The organism is Streptomyces sp. WAC 04229 (genome assembly GCF_003947455.1).
Classification (GTDB): Bacteria; Actinomycetota; Actinomycetes; order Streptomycetales; family Streptomycetaceae; genus Streptomyces.
The window spans coordinates 15,627-33,261 of the sequence record NZ_QHJH01000023.1 but is presented as its reverse complement, the minus strand read 5'-3'; the positions used below and the strand labels follow the sequence as shown (position 1 = coordinate 33,261).

The window sequence follows — 17,635 nt, the reverse complement described above, 5'->3', positions numbered from 1 at the left end:
ACTCCGGATGTCAATAAGTAACGGCCTGTCGGACCGTACGTAAATTTTTGACCAACCCGGGTGGCCCCATTAACCTGTCTCCACCACACTCAGGAGGGGCCATGGTCCGCCAGTCCTCGTCCGGCGTGCCGGAGCAGTCCGCACAGGACGCCCCGCTCGCCGACATCCTCACGCGGGTCCGTGCCGCCCGGCCCTCCCTCGCCCCCTCCGAACGCCGGGTGGCCGACGCCGTCCTGGCCGCCCCGGGACAGGTCGCCGAACTGTCCATCAACGCGCTGGGGGAGCGCGCGGACACGTCGGCCGCCACCGTGATGAGGTTCTGCCGCACGATCGGCACCGGCAACTACCCTCAGCTGCGCCTCGCGCTGGCCGCCGCCGCCGCCCGCGAACACGCCCTGGGCGGTGAGCGCCCGGAGCGCGGCGGCACCGACATCAGCCCGACGGACACGCTGGACCGCATAGTCGGCAAGATCATCTACAACGAGGTCCGGGCCCTGGAGGACTCCGGCGCCGGACTCGACATCGAGGCGCTGGGCCGGGCGGTCGACGCGGTGGCGGGGGCCCGCAGGGTCGACATCTTCGGCGTCGGGGCCAGCGCGTTCGTCGGCCAGGACCTGCACCAGAAGCTGCACCGCATAGGCCGCATGGCCTTCATCTGGAGCGACCGGCACGCCGCACTCACCGCGGCGGCGCTCCTGGGGCCCGGCGACGTGGCGCTGGCCGTCTCCCACTCAGGCGAGACCGAGGACACCACCGAACCCCTCCAGGCCGCCGCCGAACGCGGAGCCACCACCATCGCCCTGACCAACGACCCCGGCTCCACGCTCGCCACCGGCGCCGACCTCGTACTGACCACCTGCGCCCGGGAGACCCCGTTCCGCTCCGGCGCGACCGTCAGCCGCATCGCCCAGCTCGCCGTCGTCGACTGCCTCTTCGTCGGCGTGGCCCAGCGCTCCTACGACGCGTCGACCGCCGCACTGGAGAAGACCTACGGCGCCGTCCAGCGCCGCCGCCGCCCGGCCCGCCGCAACACCTGACCGGACGTCACCTCATCCGCCGGCCAGGGCCCGCCGCCTGGCTTGCTCGACCGCCCGCTTCAGGGCGTCGATGTCGAAGGCACCCCGGTGGCGCCTGCCGTTGACGAAGAAGGTCGGCGTGCCCGACACGCCGCTCAGGTCCGCCGAGTCCACGTCCTCGGCGACCCGCCGGGCGCCCCGGCGCCGCGCCAGGTCCTCGCGGAACACCTCCATGTCCAGGCCCAGTTCGCGAGCGTGCCGCAGCAGATCCCGCTCGCCCAGCTCGTCCTGGCGGACCATCAGCCGGTCGTGCATGTCCCAGAACCTTCCCTGCCGCGCGGCCGCCTCCGACGCCTCGGCCGCCGACTGGGCGTTCGGATGCACGTCGGTAAGCGGCAGATGACGCCACACGTAGCGGACATCGGTCTCGCTGCCCAGCAGGTCGCGCACCACGCCCTCGGCCTGGCCGCAGTACGGGCACTCGAAGTCGCCGTACTCCACCAGGGTCACGGCGGCGTCAGCGGGACCGCGCACATGGTCGTGGCGCTCGTCGACCGCCACCCCGAGATCCGTCAGTGGTTCGGACGTGCCGAGCAGGGCCCTCGTCCGCCGCGCCGCGGGCAGCAGGCCGATCACCCCGGAGACCGCCCAGCTGACCGCGAACGAGCCGATCAGCGTGGCGATGATGCCGATGCGCGCCTGGTTCAGCTCCTCCCCCTCGAAGGCGATCGCGGCGATCAGCAGCGACACGGTGAAGGCCGACCCCGCGATCGATCCGGCGGCGGTGACCGAGCCCCAGCCCACGTTGGGCCGCAGCCGCCGCCCCGACAGCAGCTGCGCGCCCGCCATGGAACCCACCACACCGACGATCTTCCCCACCACGCAGCCGCACAGGATGCCCAGCGTGACGGGCGAGGTGAACGCGTCGGCCAGCCGCGCGGCGCTCAGTTCGATCCCCGCGTTGGCCAGGGCGAACAGCGGCACGATGCCGAAGCTCACCCAGGGCAGGAACCGCTGTTCCAGCCGCTCGTTCGGCGAGATCGCCGAGGCCAGGCCCCGCGCCGCCGAACGCTGCAGCTCGGGCGTCGGCTGCTCCCGGAACAGCCGGAAGAGGCGGCTCGCCCGCTCCAGATCCCCACGCGGCGCCGGGTAGGCGATGACCAGGGCCCCCACCGCCAGACCCGTCACGACCGGATCGACCCCGGCCTCGTGCAGCGCCACCCACACCACCACGGCCAAGAGGGCGCAGAACAGGCCGCGGCCGGCGTCCGCAAGCCGCAGCACGACGACGACGGCCAGCAGCGCGCCCAGGGCGACGAGGAGCGCCGGGAGGTGGATCTCGTCGCTGTAGAAGACGGCGATGACGAGCAGCGCCACCACGTCGTCGACGACCGAGATGGACAGCATGAGCGCCCGCAGCGAGGCCGGCAGCCGACGGCCCAGGACGGCCAGGATGCCCAGCGCGAACGCGGTGTCGGTCGACATGGCCGTGCCCCAGCCGTGCACCGAGTCGTGCCCGGCGTTGATCGCGACGTAGATCACGGCCGGAACCACCATGCTGCCGAGGCCGGCCACCGCGCTGAGCAGCACCCACCGCCGGTCCCGCAGTTCCCCCATGTCGAACTCGCGCCGCGCCTCCAGACCGACGACGAGGAAGAACAGGCTCATCAGCCCCGCGTTGATCCACTCGTGGACCGTCAGCGACAGGTGACGGGTGTCGAAGCCGACCGTGAAGTGGGCCTGCCACACGGCCTCGTAGGAGTGGAGGTCGATGTTGGCCCAGAGCAGCGCCGCGACGACGGCCACCAGGAGCAGGACCGCGCTGCCGGTCTCCGTCTGCACGAAGGTGCGCCAGCGGGTACCGCCCCTGGTGGACATCCCCTGCGCCGTCTTGTGGGACTCAGTCTCGCTCACGCGGGCGATTATGGCCGCCCGGGACCCGTTCCTCGCGCAGGCTCGTCACCAGGTCGCGCGGCAGGCCGTGGGTGTCGTGGAGGTAGTGGAAGTCGTCCTCTCCCAGCGGGCCGCGGAAACGGGGGCGGGAGAGCACCCTCCGGCCGCGCTCGAGGAGCCCGCGGAACCGGCGTTCCTCCTCCAGCAGCAGTCGCCGTACGGTCTCGGGGTCCCCCTCCTGCCGGAAGTGGTCCAATGTGTGGGAGAGCAGCTCCTCCGGAAGGTCGCCGAGACCGCGCGACGGGTCGTCCCGCCACAGCACGGTGAGGACGCGCCGCACGAGGCGGCGCAGCACGTACCCGCGGCCGGTGTTGGCCGGGCGGACCCCGTCACCGATGATGACGACGGCCGAGCGCAGGTGGTCGACGACCAGTCGCAGCGACGGTTCGTCCAGCGGCCACAGGGGCGGCACCAGTCGCCGCCACGGGTCGAAGACGTCGCACTCGAACACCGACGACCTGCCCTGGAGCAGCGAGGAGAGGCGCTCCAGGCCGAGGCCGGTGTCGATGTTGCGCTGCGGGAGCGGCACCAGGCTGCCGTCGTCCAGGCGGCGGTGACGCATCATCACGTGGTTCCACACCTCGACCCAGCGGTCGTCGCGGGTGGGTGTCGACCGGGGCGGGGTGTCACCGGTCCACAGGAAGATCTCCGAATCGGGTCCGCACGGGCCGACCGGACCGTTGGACCACCAGTTGTCCTCCACCGTCAGCTCCACCGGCACGCCCCGCTCCTGCCAGAGCCGGAGCGAGTCGGTGTCCGGTCCCACCTGGTCCCCGCCGCCGTACACCGTGGCGTGCAGCAGCTCCGGATCGATCCCCAGGCCCTCGGTGAGCAGCCGGTGGGCCCAGTCGAGGCTCTGCGAGCTCTCGTAGTCGCCCAGGGACCAGGTGCCGAGCATCTCGAAGACGGTGAGATGGGTGCTGTCGCCGACCTCATCGAGGTCCGTGGTGCGCAGACAGCGCTGGACGTTGACCAGCCGCCGGCCCAGCGGGTGCGGACGGCCCTCCAGGTACGGGGTGAGCGGATGCATCCCGGAGGTGGTGAACAGCACGGCGTCGCCGGACGGGGGCAGGAGGGTCGAGCCGATGATCCGGCGGTGACCGTGTTCCTCGTAGTACTCGGTGAAGGTGCGGACGATCTGCTCGGTGTCCATGGGGGTGACTCCTTCGCTGCGTGGCGGGAGGCACCGGAGAACGGGTCCGTGCGAGCGGGGCGGCGAGGCGAGGGGCCGGAACGCCACGAGACCACCGACGGGCCGTTTCCGGTCGCCGGTGGAAAGGGAGAAGGTCAGACGGCGGCGGCCGGCGAGCTGGTCGCTCGCGCGGTCGCGAAGGTGCTTCGGCCGATGACGTTCATGCGGACGACGGTAGCGCCCGCCGCCGCTCGGCGCACGCGAATATCCGCGGGCCGGACGAGATGCGCGGGCCGGCCGAGATGCCCGGGTCGGCCGAAGGCGGGGCCGGCCGGCGTCAGAGCACGTCGTAGGTCAGGTGGGTCGCGGTCGACGTCGGGGTCGCGCTCCGCTGTACCAGCGAGCGGGGAGCCCGGCCCGGGAACAGCGGCGTCCCGGTGCCGAGCACGACGGGTGCCAGGTGGAGCGTCAGCGAGTCGACCAGTCCCGCGTCGAGCGCCGAACCGATCAGGGCGCCGCCGCCCATGAGGACGACGTCGAGGTCCCGGCCGGCTGCCGCCGAGGCCGCCTCGGCACGCTCGCGCGCGGTGGCCACCGCGTCGGCCAGGCCGGTCGTGACGAAGGTCCAGTCGAGGCCGGTGAGGCGCACCGACTCCGGTCGTGAGCCGGTCAGGACGACGAACGCCGGTCTGCCGACCTCGCCCGCGCCGTAGCCGGTCGTGTCGTCCCAGCCGCCCGGTCCGTCGACCACGTCGAAGAGGTGGCGGCCGAGGACGACCGCACCGGACCGGGCGGTGGCCTCGCGCAGGATCCGGCGGTCGTCGGGGTCGTCGGAGAACGCCCAGGTGTGCAGGGCCTCGCCGCCCGTGCCCAGCCCGTTGTCCGGGCCCGGGTCGGGTCCGGTGACGAAGCCGTCGAGGGAGACCGAGATGTCCGCGATGATGTGCGTCATGTCAGGGTGGACCCGTGCCGCCGGCGGAACTCATCGGTCACCGTCGCCGGTCAGGGAGGCCAGGTCCTCGCCGGTCCGCAGCCGGCCCGTGACCTCGGCCTGGTCCTCCCGGGGCGCCCGGACCGCCAGGGTCCGGTCGTCGCTCTCGGCCGTGACCTCACCCGTCACGCGCAGGTCCGTCACGGCGCGGCTGCCGGCGGCGAGGACGTACCAGTCGCCGTCGGGGGAACGCCAGCGGGTGTCGGCCACCACGTGCTGGCCGAACCGGCTGCACGCCGCCGTTCCCCGGGCCCGTACCACCGGCTGGGCGGCCTCGCCGGTGCGCAGGTCCACGGAGACCTCGTCGGTGCCGCGCCAGGTGACGGCGCGGGCGCAGGACCACACGGCACGTCCGGCGTCCTGGGGGAGCCGCTGGTCGGCGAAGTCCGGGTCCGCAGGGGTGCCGGCCCGTCAACGCGCCCCGGGTGGCCGGTTCCGTGCCGGACAGCACCTGGCCCAGGGCCATGTCGACGGCGTTGCCCGACCGGGGGAACTGCCGCAGCCCCAGCACGATGGGCAGCCGGCGCGGCGGCCACACCGCGTTGCCCTGCCCGCCCAGCCGCCCCGTCCTCCTCAGTTCACGGAGAGCCGCACCAGCCCTTCGTGCGCGCGGGGCGTGCCGTCCACCGCCACCGCGACGTAGCGCGCCGAGCCCCGGTACGCGACCGCGCGCACCCGCCCGTGTCCGGTCAGTGTCCCCGCCCGCCGGTACCGCACGCCGTCGGTGCTGAACTCCACGCGGGCCGCCGGTGCCGAGCCGGTCGTCCACTCCGCCTCCACCCGGCGCACCTCGGTGCTCGCGCCGAGGTCGACCACCATGCGGCCGTCCCGGCCCGGCCGCCACGCCGTGTCGGGGGCACCGTCCACGGCGGCACCCGGGCTGGACATACCCGGCGGCAGCGGATTGGTCGGGAAGGTGTTCCGGCCCAGGGCGTGGTCGTCGTGCGGGAAGGGCCGCGCGCCGCGCAGCGTGACACGGACCTCGTGCCCGGTGCGCACGGTCGTGACGGTGCTGCGCCCCTGCGCCTCGATCCGCACCCGGCAGCGGGGGCCCGACAGGTGCAGGGTCGCCCCGTCCCCCACCCTGACCCGCAGCCCCGGCGGCAGGTTCCCGCCCGAGAGCGGGACGAGCGTGAACCGGGGCGGGAGCAGCAGCGCGGAGGCCGCGTCCAGGTGCGCCGTGTAGCCGATGCCCTGCCGGGTCACCGTCTGCTCGCCCTCGTACACGTGCCGGTGACGCCCCTCCTGCGGCACCTCGACCCCGGTGTCGACCGCGTCCGCCGAGAGGTTGAACAGGCTCAGGTGATCGTCCACGAGGGCCGCGCGGACCCGGGCGTCCTCGGCGACGGGGGCCGGCCGGCCCGCCAGCGCGCGCAACTCGGCGGGGGACGCACCGCAGTGCCCCTCGATCACGACGGCGTCCCGCGCCCCTTCGGCCGGCACGATCGTGTCGCCGTACACGGCCACCGTGTGCCCGCCGTCGCCGCCGCGGACGACCAGACCGGCGCGGCCGTCGATGTCGAGCCAGCCGCCCTCGCTGCGCAGCGCCGGGGCCGGTCCGGTGGCCAGGTCCGTCCACCGCTCACCGTCGGGCGAGCCCTGTATCAGGTAGGAGCGCCCGGCGGCCGCCTCCCAGCGCAGGGTCACCCGGTCGACCGCAAGGGCGGCGCCGAGGTCCACCGCCCACCAGCTGTCGGCGCGCTTCCTGTCCTCGCGGGAGACCGCCCAGCGGGTGCCCGCGTCGCCGTCCGCCGCCAGGTCGGCGGTCATGCCGGCCGACTGCGAGGAGGCCGTCGCGGCCCTGCCGCGCGCGAGGTCGTCGGTGCCCTCCCCGGCGCGGACCTCGACGGCGTACAGCGAGTACCCGTACGTCGGGTCGGGCCGCACACCCAGCATCCTGACGTGGCGCACCGTCGCGGCCGGGAAGGCCAGTTCGTCCACGCGTCCCTTCGCCGTGGGCGAGGCGTCCTGCGCGCGGACCGTGGCCGAACCCTCCGCGAACCGGTAGGTGCGGCTGCCGTCCAGGCCGGCCACACCGGGCATCGTGAGGTTGTGCACCTCCAGCCGCGAACCGCCCGCTCCCGCCCCGTCGGAGGCGTAGACGACAGCGCCCGAAGGGAGTGTCGTGTACCCCGCGAAGCCCTCTCCCAGCCGCAGCACCGTGGCGGTGCCGTCGAACCCGTCGCGCAGGGCGGTGTGCACCCGGACCTGCCTGCCGGTGACCTTCGCGGCCGTCGAGGGCAGGAACATCGGGGTGGCGCCGCTGAGCCGGAACAGCCAGTCGTCGTGCCCGGGCTGCCAGCCGAACTTGGCGAACCCGGGCTTCGTCACCACGCCCGCCCAGGCGGCGGGGGACTGGTGGGAGACCAGCCCCGGTCCGGTCCCGAAGTCGGTGACGCCCGCCGCGTGCGCGAACAGTTCCTCGCGCGACATCGGGCGCACCCCGCGGCCGGCGGTCGGCCACACGTGCAGCAGGTAGCTGATCGCGAGTTCCGCGCGTGCCTCCGGCTCGTACTTGGGCTCGCCCGAGAACTTCGCGAGCCGGTACTCCGGCGGATACTTCTGGTACGCCTCCAGCCGCTCGGCCAGGTCCGCCTCCGCGCGGGCCGCCGCCCGGTCCCCGGCCACCCGGGAGAGGAAGGCCAGCGGGATCACGTCCCTGCCGTACAGGTGCTCCCGGTCGTTCACCATGGGCATCAGCGGCTCGCCCGCGTCCGACATCACACCCAGCAGCGTGCGCCACAGCGGTTCCGCGTTGGGCTGCCTGGTCAGGACCTCGGGCAGCGGCTCGCCCGCCGCGAGGAAGTGCGCGGCGTTGCGGCCCGAGGTGCGCCACATCTCCGCCTGGTAGTGCGGCCCGAACGAGCCGTGGTTCTCCACGATGAAGGTGTCGTACGTGTTGTGCGCGGTGTTGCGCGAGACCGGGACGCCGTCCACGCGCGCCGGGTTGGCCAGGTCGGCGGCGGGCAGCCCGCCCTCGTTGCGCGACCAGGTTCCGTAGTCGGTGGCCCAGCCGGCCCGGCGCCGGTCGTCCGGTGCCCAGGCCAGTGCCGGGGCGAGGGTCTGCGCGTACAGGCCCATCTCCTCCAGCTTCGTGTCACCGACGTGGCCGCCCTGGAGGCCGTTGGGCGTCCAGTCCCCGGAGGCCGGGTCGTCGCCGGTGCCCAGGGAGTGGGTGTACGCCGCCTGTTCGCGGGTGATGGTGTCGACCGCGGCGCGGGTGCCCGCGTCCAGCTCGTCCCAGAGCAGGCGCGCGGCGAGGATGAAGTACGACTGGAACGTGGTGTCGAAGAACAGGGTGCGGCCCCACTCGGTGCCGCCGGTGAGCCGGTTGGAGGAGGCGAAGTGGCGCAGGGTCGCCAGGGTCCGGCGCCGGAGGGTCTCCCGGTCGACGCCGGCCTCGCGCTCGTCGAAGGCCCCGTGCGTGAGCAGCACGGCGTGTCCGAGGACGACGGCGAAGCCGAAGTACTCGTCCGTGTAGATCCCCTTGGCCTCGTCCCACTGCGTCTCGGACCAGCGGGTGTGCCTCAGCAGGACGCGGTGGTACGTGGCGGCGACGTCGTCGGGCGGATCGACGGACCGGGCCGCGGCCGAGCCGGAGGCGGCGGCCGAGGACGCGCTCAGCGCCGGCTGGAGCGCGACCGCGGCGCCGCTCGCGCCGAGCAGTTGGAGCAGGAGCCTGCGGCCGACAGGGAGGGAAACGGGGCCCATCATGGTCCTTCTTCACCAGGCGACAACGTTGTCAACGAAGGTCATCCTTGAACGGCCCGGGGAGGCGTGTCAATGGTCGTGCGTTCATCCGTTCCGGCGGAGGGCCCAGGAGCGTCCGGGTGGGAGTGTGCGGCATCCCGTGAGTTCCTCTGAGCCGTGCTGAACCCCCGCCCCGTGGCCACGGGGTTCTTCCACCTGGCAGCGAGCCGGCGCCGGGACCGGGCCGCCTACGCTGCAGAGGTCAGCCACCGATCTTCAGCACACAGCGCAGCCACGCCGCACCACGGTCGAACCCGCGGATGCTCCCAGCTGTCACGGTGCAGGACGTCGAGGCCGTGCCGCTCCCCGTTGTGATGGTCCATTCGGCCTGCGCTGTCGGCAAACCTGTCCTCAGCGGTCAGCGCCAACCGCCGTACCGAACTTCCCCGAGGTCGTAGCCCGTGAAGTCGGCGTACGGCAGGTATCCGATGAGCCGGTAGAGGGCGTTGCTGGTGAGGTTGGCGGGGTTGGTGAACAGGACGACGTCCGTCGCGCCCGCGGCCAGCGCGGCCCGGGTGACCTCGACGGTCACGGCGCCGGCGTAGCCGCGGCCCCGGAGCCGGGCCGGGGTGTAGACGGGGTCGATGCGGACCTGGCCGCCGACCAGCGGGTTGGCGCCCGCCATGGAGACGGGTGTGCCGTCCGGGGCCTCCCAGTAGGTGTACCGCTTCTCGGCGAAGCGGGTGCCGGCCCAGGAGGCGGTGTCTATGGCGACGGTTTCCCCGACGTCCGCGGCGAACTCGCGGCACCAGCCCATGAGGTGTTCGTGCTCTGCCTCGTCCACCGCCCGGCCCCGGCCCGCCGGCGGCGGCTCCGGTGGGGTGAGCGTGCCGAGGCGGTGGAGCCGGCCCCGCCAGCTGTGCGCGGACGCGGCGCCGGTCTGCCGCTGCCAGGCCTCGGCGAACGCGGTGGCGGTGTCGTGGTCCGCGGTGACACCGGTGACGGAGAGACCGAGGCCCGCCAGGTGGGTGGCGAGGACCTCGGCCTGTTCGGGGGAGAGGGCGGTGAGGGTGAGGCGCCGGGACGGGAGGCGGTAGAACGCCGCGTGGACCTCGCCCCCCGCCTCCAGCAGGCCGAACACGACGGGTTCGGTGCCGAACACCGTCGCGCCCCGGGTGCGCATCTTCTCCAGCGTGGTCAGCGGGGTGGTGTGCAGGGCGGGGCGTGAGCGCAGGAATTCTCCGGCGCGGGCGAGGAATTCGTCGAGGTCTTCGGTGACGTGCCAGTCGTCCGGTCGCATGCTTCATGATCTCCGACGCACCCCGGCCCGGGCGAGTACGTGCCCGGAGTACGTTCTCCGGACGCCCGGGAACCGCTCGCCCGGGGCCGGTTCACCGGCCCCGTCGGCCTGCCCTCGCGCAGGGTGAGGACGCGGAGGATGTCGATGACGTGCCGGTGGCCGGCAGGCGGTGGGCGCGTGCCCCCCGCCGTGAGCCGCGCTCACCGCCTCCGCCACCACCGAACGACCGCCGCCCCGGCGAGGAGCCCGAGTGCGGCTCCGGCCGTGCGGCGCCCGCGGGTGCGGGGCCGGATGCGGTGCGGCGCGGAAGATGCCGTGTGCGGGTGACGCCCCGCGTCCACGGGTGCCGGTGCGGCGGGTTCGTCCGGCTCGGACAGGGACTGGGTGATGCGCTGCCACACATGTGCCGGAGGGGCGCTCGGGAGGTCCGGCTCCTCGACTCCGCGGGCCGCCATGACGACGCGGGTCATGAGGTGCAATTCCTCCCGGCAGCGCCCGCACGCGGCGAGGTGCCGGAGGGCGCCGGCGTCGTCGCGCGAGACGTCGTTTCCGAGTGCCAGTTCCACCAGATGCGCAGGGTCGACATGTGGCACCGCTGCCCTCCTGCCGGTGTGCCGGGGCCGGTTCACCCACGGTGCCCCGCGGCCCGGCGGATCACCAGGACGCCGGTCAGGGTGACCACGCCCGTGACGGCCGCCCAGGCCAGCCACTGCTCCGAGGAGTTCGGGGCGAGGCCGGCGGCGTTGGCGCCCGAGGAGCCGGCGCTCGGTGATGCCTCCGTGGTGTCGAGCGTCTGGGTCGCCAGTGCCAGGTTCTTGTCGGCCGCGCTGCCCCAGGCGTAGGCGACGTTGCTCGTGCCGTTCCGGAGGTTCAGGTCGGCCGGGCCGATCGCCACGGTGTCGGTGCCGGCGAGCACCACATCGGCGGAGACCGTGCCGGAGTCGACCACCGCGGTGTCCTGCTTCGGGTTTTCCAGCCCCTTGAACACGGGCTGACCGCCCGCGCGGACGTCCACGGCGGGTGCGGCGGCGACGTGGCGTACCGTCAGCCGCGACTGGCCGTCGTCGACCGCGGAGACGTCGTTGGTGAAGGCCGTCAGCTGGGGTGTGCCGTCGGCGGACAGGTGTGCGGCGATGGTGGCGTTCGCCCCGGCGGGTACCTCGACCTCCTTCTCGATCGCCGGGGTGCCGTCGGGGCCCTGGCCGGCTTCGAAGACCTGGATGTCGTAGGTGCCCGACTTCAAGGACTGCGGGTCGGTCACCGTGCCGGGCTTGAAGTCGCTGAGCAGCTTGTCACCGTTGGCGTAGACGTCGACGTCGAGTCCGGGGACGCCGTGGAAGACGGACACCATGGCCGAGTCGTCACCGCCGCCCGCGGGTGCGGACACGGCGGGTGCGGCGGCGGTGAGGGCCAGGGCGCAGGCTCCGGCCGACGCGCCGAGGATGAGCGGGATTCGGGAAGCCATGAGGATCATCCCTTCTTCGAGTGGCGCCCGTCTGGGCGGTCTCGTCGATGGCTCGTATCTGGTTCGGGCACGGGCGTCACGACGGATGCGCCGTGGGGTGCGGTTTCTCTTCGCCGGCCGCCGCCCGCTCGTCGGCGCGGCCCTGCTCGATCCCCTCGCGCAGCCGGTGCAGACCGCGGCGGGTGTGGCTCTTGACCGTGCCCAGCGGTGTACCGGTGCGCTCGGCGATCTGTGCCTGGGTGAGGTCCTCGTAGAAGGCCATGCACAGGACCTCGCGCTGGCCGCGGGGCAGCCGCGACAACGCGTCGACCAGCAGCACCCGGTCCAGGACCTCGTCCACGCCCGCGTCGTGGCGGTGCCCCTCGGCCTCGTACGCCACCGATTCGACCAGGGCGAGGCGGCGCGTCCTGGCCGCCAGGGCGTCGACGATCTTGCGGCGCGTGATGCCGACCAGCCAGCCGCCGAGCGGCCCCCGCTCCGGGCGGTAACCCGCCCGTCCGCGCCAGGCGCCGATGAAGACCTGCTGCGTCACGTCCTCGGCCTCGTGGGGGTCACCGAGCGAGCGGCTGGCCAGGGTGTGGACGAGTGAGCCCCAGCGCCGGTAGACGGCCGCGAAGGCGACCTCGTCGGACGCGCACAGACCACGGGCCAGCTCCTCCTCGTCCGGCGGGCTCGCCGGCGGACCGGCGGGGGCGTCGGAGTGTCGCGCTTTCGTGCTCATGATCTGTTCCTCCTGCCGTCTGCGCTGTCCGAGGCGGAGAGCCACCCGCGCGGCGGGTTCCGGACGGTGTGGGATTCGTTGGCAGCAGCCCTTGGAAAGCAGTCTTGTGAGAGCGAACGACGCAACACAACATGCGTCGTTTGTGCGTCGTAAGGTGGAGAGATGGGTTTGGACGGGGACGATGAGACGGATGCCGAGGCGGATGCCCGGCGCGGTGGCGGGCTGACCACCGGCGAGGTGGCACGGCGCCTCGGGGTGGCCCCGACCACCGTCCGGTCGTGGGACCGCCGCTACGGGCTCGGTCCCGCCGCCCACACCGGCGGCCGGCACCGTCGCTGGACCGCCGGCGACCTCGCCCGGCTGGAGCGGATGTGCGCGCTGACGGCGACCGGGCTGCCGCCCGCCGAGGCCGCCCGCCTGGCCCTCGGCGAAGCCGGCCCCGACACGCCCCCGCGCCGGACCGCTCCCCGGCCGCCGCCCCCGGAACGCAGCCGCGCCGGCACCGGCATGCGGCTCGGCGACGTACGCCAGGAGTGCAAGGGCATCGCCCGCTCGGCGCTGCGACTCGACGCCGCCGCCCTCGACACACTGCTGGAGGACGCGATCGAGGACCACGGCCTGGTCGCCGCCTGGACGGAGGTGATCATGCCGACCCTCCAGGCCGTCGGACGCAAGTGGGAGACCGCGGGCGAGCGGTACGTCGAGGTCGAGCACTTCCTGTCCTGGCACGTCTCCGGCGCCCTGCGCCGCCACGCGCCGCCCGTGGTCGCCGACCGGCCCGGCGCCACCACGGTCCTCGCCTGCGTGCCCGCGGAGAACCACACGCTGCCCCTGGAGGTCCTGGCCGCCGCGCTGGCCGAACGGGGCCTGCCGGTCCGCATGTTCGGCGGTGCCCTGCCCGTCGAGTCGCTCGTGACCGCCGTCCGCAGGACCGGCCCGGCCGCGGTGGGGCTGTGGGCGCAGTCCCGGACCACGGCCAGCCGACCGCTCGCCCAGCACGTCTCGGCGATCGAGTGGGGCGTGCGCGGCGCCCGCAGGAAGCCCGTGGTGCTGACGCTCGGCCCCGGCTGGGCCGGGCAGACCTCACCGGGGCTGCCGCACCCGCCGGGCCTGTCGGAGGCCGTCGCGGTGGTGGAGTCGGTCGTACACAGGTGACGTCGCTCGTCCTCTCGGGTACCCGACGGCGGTGCCGCCTGGCCTCACCGGGCGGAACGTGCTCGGGTGGATCCGGTCTCCCGGCCGGCGGAGGCCGCTGTCGAAGGAGGGGCGCGCATGACGACTCACCACCACGGGACCCCGGACACGGTCGTCGTCGGAGCGGGGCTCGCCGGTCTGGCCTGCGCCCTCGACCTGTGCCGGGCCGGACTGCGGGTGGCGCTGCTGGAGGCGTCCGACGGGGTCGGCGGACGGATGCGCACGGACCGGCGGGACGGGTTCCTGCTGGACCGCGGGTTCCAGGTGTTCAACACCTCCTACCCCCAGGTCAAAAGACGCCTCGATCTGCGCGCCCTGCGCCTGAGGCCGTTCACCCCGGGCATCCTCGCGCACACCCCGGCGGGTGCAGTCCGCCTCGCCGATCCGACCCGGCGTCCCCGGGCCGCGGGAACGCTGCTGCCCGGGAGGGTGCTGGACGCCCGTGACCTGGCCGCCCTCGCCGCGCTCACCGCCCGCGACACCCTGCTCCCCGCCGGTCTGCTCAAACGGGGCCCCGACCGGTCCACCGCCGACGCCCTGTCCCGCGCCGGAGTCTCCGACGCGGTGGTCACCGACATCCTGCGGCCCTTCCTGTCCGGGGTCTTCCTGGAGGACCGGCTGGAGACCTCCGCACGCTTCTTCCACCTGGTCTGGCGCAGCATGGTCAGGGGGACCCTCTGTCTGCCCACCGGTGGAATCGGCGCCGTCCCCGCACAGTTGGCCGACGGCCTGCCCGAAGGAGTCCTCCGGCTGGAGATGCCCGTCGAGGCGGTCACCGCGTCCGGAGTGCTCCTGACGGACGGCCGGGAACTACGGGCCCCCTCCGTGGTGGTGGCGACCGACGCGGCCGCGGCGGCACGTCTGCTGCCGGGCCCTCGGATCCCGGAGACCCGTACCGTCACCACCTACTACCACGCCGCGCCCCGCACCCCGCTGGCCGAACCCACACTGGTGGTGGACGGCACCGGCGCGGTACTGAACACCTGCGTCCTGACCGAGGTCGCGCCCTCCTGCGCACCCCCGGGCACCTCGCTGGTCTCCACCTCCGTGCTCGGCCCCGACCGCCCCGGAGCGGACGGGACCGTGCTGCGCCGCCTGGCCGAGCTGTACGGCACCGACACCGGCGACTGGACACCGGTCGCCACGTACACCGTCCGGGGAGCACTGCCCGCGATGACGCCGCCGTGGCCGACGAGCCGCACGACGCGTGTCGCCGAGGGCCGCTACGTCTGCGGCGACCACCGCGCGACCGGCAGCGTGCAGGGCGCCCTCGCCTCGGGCACCCGGGCCGCCCGGGAGCTGCTCGCCGACCGGGCCGGCGACTGACCGCCGACCGGACGGCACCCGCCGCATCCAGCACGGGCCGGGACACGGAATACCCGGACGACACCGACGACGGGCGGGACCGCCGCCCCGACCCAGCGATCGGAAGTGGACAGTGGACCTCGACGGCGCGCGCGTGCTGGTGGCCGGTGCCACCGGCGTCCTCGGCGGTGCCCTCACCGCCGAACTCCGGGCCCGGGGAGCGCGGCCGGCACTGGCGGGACGCGACCCCGCGCGGCTCGCGTCGGCCGCACGGGCCCATCCGGGCGCCCCGACCTTCACGTTCGACGCCTACGACCCCGCGTCCTGCGCCCGCGCGGTCGACGGCGCGGCGAAGGAACTGGGCGGGCTGGACGCCGTCGCCACCGCCTTCGGGGCGGTGGCCTTCGGTCCGGCGGCGGAGGTCGGCGACGAGATCGCGGAGCACCTGACCGCCGTGAACGTCCTCGCGCCCGCCGCCTTCTTCCGCGCCGCGTTCACCGTCCTGGGCCCCGGCTCGGCGATCGCCGCCTTCACCGGTGTCGTCGCGCGGCGCCCCCAGGCGGGCATGGCCGACTACAGCGCCTCCAAGGCGGCGCTGAGCACGTGGCTCGACGCGGCCCGCCGCGAGGTGCGGACCGGCGGCGTCACGGTCCTGGAGGTCCGGCCGGGACACCTCGACACGGGCTTCGCCGACCGGCCCGTCGCGGGCACGGCCCCGCCGTTGCCGGCCGGAGGCGACCCGCACCGGGTCGTGGCGGCCGTCGCCGACGCGCTGGCGGCGGACGCCGAACTGGTCCGCAGCGACCCGGACGGAACACCCGTCGTCGAACGGCGCACCAGGTGAGCCGGCCCGCGCCCGACCTGACGTCGGACGTCGTCATCGTCGGCGGCGGCGCGGCCGGACTCAGCCTCGCGCTCCGGCTGACGGCCCCCGCCTCCCCGACCGTCACCCTGGTGGAGGCCCCGGACGGCCCACTGCGACCCCCCGAACGGACCTGGTGCTACTGGGATCAAGACACCGATGACCCTCATGGCACCCACGGAGCCGGCGACTTCGGCGCGGCGGTCGGCGCCTCCTGGTCCCGCCTGCGCGTCCACGGCAGCGACGGCCGCGCCGTCACCGTCGACCCGGCACCCCTGCGCTACCGCATGCTCCGCTCCACGGACTTCGAACGGCTGGTGCACGCGCGGCTGGCGCGTGCCCCCGGCGTACGCGTCCTGCGCGCGACGGCGGACACGGTGCGCAACACCGCCGACGGCACGGCGGAGGTACGCTGCACCACCCCCGACGGCGGATCCCGGCTGCTCCGCGCACGCCATGTGTTCGACTCCCGCCCCCGGCCCGCCCTGCCCCCGGCCCGGACCCGGCTGACGCAGCACTTCCGGGGCTGGTTCGTGCGCACCGACGCACACCGGTTCGACCCCGGCGTGGCCGACCTCATGGACTTCCGCGTCCCGCAACCCCCGCACGGCCTCGCCTTCGGCTACGTACTGCCCCTGGCACCGGACCGCGCGCTCGTCGAGTACACCGAGTTCTCCCGGACCCCGCTGACCACCGGGGCGTACGAGGCGGCGCTGGCCCACTACACCCACGACGTCCTGAAACTCGGGGCGTTCACCGTGGAGTCGGCGGAGCAGGGGGTCATCCCGATGACCGACGCGCGCTTCGCCCGCAGGGTGGGCCCCGCCGTGTTCCGGATCGGCACCGCGGGCGGCGCCACCCGGCCCGCGACCGGGTACACCTTCGCCGCCGTCCAACGGCAGAGCCGCGCGATCGCCGCGGCCCTGCACCAGGGCCGCGCCCTGGTGCCGCCTCCGCACGGGCGGCGCGCCCTCGCCATGGACGCGGTGCTGCTGCGGGCCCTGGACACCGGCCGGATCAACGGCCCCGACTTCTTCACCGGCCTCTTCCGGCGGATCCCGCCGCACCGGCTGCTGCGCTTCCTCGACGGCGACACCACCCCGTGGGAGGAATGGGGCATCGGCCTGCGCACCCCCGTGGGTCCGATGCTCCGCACCGCCCTCGAACTCCCCTTCCTGCCCCGGCGCCGGCACGGCACCCCACGAACCGGAGACAACCACCCATGACACTCCTGCGCGACCACGACCTGGCACGCGCCTTCGACCACGCCTCGCGCACCTACGACCGGCTCACGGCCCTCAACCCCGGCTACCGCACCGACCTCCTGCGCTCCGCACGGCGGCTCCGGCTGCCCCGCGCCGGCGCCGGCCTGCACGTCCTGGACCTCGGCTGCGGCACCGGCACCTCCACCCGGGCGCTGCTGCGGGCCGCACCCCACGCACGGATCACCGCCGTCGACGCCTCGGCGGGGATGCTGCGGCGCGCCCTCGCCAAACCCTGGCCGGCCCGCGTCCGTTTCCGGCACCTGACCGCCGAGGAAGTCGTCACGACCGACGAGGGACCGTACGACGCGGTCTTCGCCGCCTACCTGTTCCGCAACGTCACCGACCCGGACGGTGTCCTGGCCGCGGTCCGCACCCTGTTGCGGCCGGGCGGCCGGCTCGCCGTGCACGAGTACAGCCTCAGCGGCTCGGCCGCCCACCACGCCCTGTGGAACGCCGTCTGCCTGGGCCTGATCATTCCCGCGGGCACCCTGAGCGGCGACCGCGCCCTGTACCGGCACCTGTGGCACAGCGTCGTCCGCTTCGACACCGTTCCCGCCTTCACGGCGCGCCTGGCCGAGGCCGGGTTCACCGGGGTACGCGCGGCCCCCGTCGCCGGGTGGCAGACCGGCCTCGTGCACACCTTCCTGGCCCGCAACGGTGCCGCCGCCCCACGGGTCGAGGCGGCCCGTTGAGCGCCGGCCGGCCGGCGGCCCGGCGCGGACGCGACCGCAAGGCCGAGAT

At 74.3% G+C, this 17,635-nt stretch carries 15 protein-coding genes; 6 read left to right on the top strand and 9 right to left on the bottom strand.

Going from position 1 to position 17,635, the window contains the following annotated elements; translation table 11 throughout:
- Window positions 1-101: 101 nt before the first annotated feature.
- Entirely contained in the window at window positions 102-1,037 is a 936-nt protein-coding gene (locus DMH12_RS09655; protein WP_125491144.1) for a MurR/RpiR family transcriptional regulator, read from the top strand.
- Between the two features lie 12 nt (window positions 1,038-1,049).
- On the opposite strand, the gene DMH12_RS09650 is transcribed toward DMH12_RS09655, so the two are convergent.
- The 9 genes from DMH12_RS09650 to DMH12_RS09605 form a co-directional block, all read right to left on the bottom strand.
- A complete protein-coding gene (locus tag DMH12_RS09650) occupies window positions 1,050-2,894 on the bottom strand; it encodes a Na+/H+ antiporter NhaA (RefSeq protein WP_125491177.1) in 1,845 nt (614 codons plus the stop codon).
- Window positions 2,895-2,916: 22 nt separating this feature from the next.
- Window positions 2,917-4,122, bottom strand: coding sequence for an alanine--tRNA ligase-related protein (locus DMH12_RS09645; protein WP_125491143.1), 1,206 nt, complete (start codon window positions 4,120-4,122; stop codon window positions 2,917-2,919).
- Between the two features lie 316 nt (window positions 4,123-4,438).
- Window positions 4,439-5,053 carry a dihydrofolate reductase family protein gene (locus tag DMH12_RS09635; protein ID WP_125491142.1) on the bottom strand — a complete coding sequence of 205 codons (615 nt, stop codon included), beginning with the start codon at window positions 5,051-5,053 and terminating at the stop codon, window positions 4,439-4,441.
- 30 nt (window positions 5,054-5,083) lie between these two features.
- Window positions 5,084-5,437 (bottom strand): hypothetical protein, encoded by a 354-nt coding sequence (locus tag DMH12_RS09630; protein WP_125491141.1) that lies wholly within the window; start codon window positions 5,435-5,437, stop codon window positions 5,084-5,086.
- Window positions 5,438-5,665: 228 nt separating this feature from the next.
- Window positions 5,666-8,803 carry a discoidin domain-containing protein gene (locus tag DMH12_RS09625; RefSeq protein ID WP_125491176.1) on the bottom strand — a complete coding sequence of 1,046 codons (3,138 nt, stop codon included), beginning with the start codon at window positions 8,801-8,803 and terminating at the stop codon, window positions 5,666-5,668.
- Window positions 8,804-9,200: 397 nt separating this feature from the next.
- Window positions 9,201-10,082: a GNAT family N-acetyltransferase gene (locus DMH12_RS09620; protein WP_125491140.1), complete on the bottom strand. Its 882-nt coding sequence runs from the start codon at window positions 10,080-10,082 to the stop codon at window positions 9,201-9,203.
- 200 nt (window positions 10,083-10,282) lie between these two features.
- Window positions 10,283-10,675: a hypothetical protein gene (locus tag DMH12_RS09615; RefSeq protein ID WP_125491139.1), complete on the bottom strand. Its 393-nt coding sequence runs from the start codon at window positions 10,673-10,675 to the stop codon at window positions 10,283-10,285.
- A 32-nt stretch (window positions 10,676-10,707) separates the two neighbouring features.
- Window positions 10,708-11,547 carry a DUF4397 domain-containing protein gene (locus tag DMH12_RS09610; RefSeq protein WP_125491138.1) on the bottom strand — a complete coding sequence of 280 codons (840 nt, stop codon included), beginning with the start codon at window positions 11,545-11,547 and terminating at the stop codon, window positions 10,708-10,710.
- Window positions 11,548-11,623: 76 nt separating this feature from the next.
- The gene (locus DMH12_RS09605; protein ID WP_125491137.1) at window positions 11,624-12,268 is read right to left on the bottom strand and encodes a sigma-70 family RNA polymerase sigma factor; all 645 of its coding nucleotides are present in this window, start codon (window positions 12,266-12,268) and stop codon (window positions 11,624-11,626) included.
- Between the two features lie 162 nt (window positions 12,269-12,430).
- Here DMH12_RS09605 and DMH12_RS09600 point away from each other — a divergent pair, with 162 nt between their 5' ends.
- From DMH12_RS09600 to DMH12_RS09580, 5 genes are all read left to right on the top strand, one after another.
- Window positions 12,431-13,423, top strand: coding sequence for a MerR family transcriptional regulator (locus tag DMH12_RS09600; RefSeq protein WP_125491136.1), 993 nt, complete (start codon window positions 12,431-12,433; stop codon window positions 13,421-13,423).
- A 117-nt stretch (window positions 13,424-13,540) separates the two neighbouring features.
- Window positions 13,541-14,788, top strand: coding sequence for an NAD(P)/FAD-dependent oxidoreductase (locus DMH12_RS09595; protein WP_125491135.1), 1,248 nt, complete (start codon window positions 13,541-13,543; stop codon window positions 14,786-14,788).
- A 112-nt stretch (window positions 14,789-14,900) separates the two neighbouring features.
- Window positions 14,901-15,611 carry an SDR family oxidoreductase gene (locus DMH12_RS09590; protein ID WP_125491134.1) on the top strand — a complete coding sequence of 237 codons (711 nt, stop codon included), beginning with the start codon at window positions 14,901-14,903 and terminating at the stop codon, window positions 15,609-15,611.
- Window positions 15,608-16,855: a lycopene cyclase family protein gene (locus DMH12_RS09585; protein ID WP_185832217.1), complete on the top strand. Its 1,248-nt coding sequence runs from the start codon at window positions 15,608-15,610 to the stop codon at window positions 16,853-16,855. The genes DMH12_RS09590 and DMH12_RS09585 overlap by 4 nt, the downstream gene beginning before the upstream one ends.
- Window positions 16,852-17,586, top strand: a complete 735-nt coding sequence (locus DMH12_RS09580; RefSeq protein WP_125491133.1) for a methyltransferase domain-containing protein — start codon at window positions 16,852-16,854, stop codon at window positions 17,584-17,586. Before DMH12_RS09585 ends, DMH12_RS09580 begins: the two co-directional genes overlap by 4 nt.
- Window positions 17,587-17,635 lie beyond the last annotated feature (49 nt).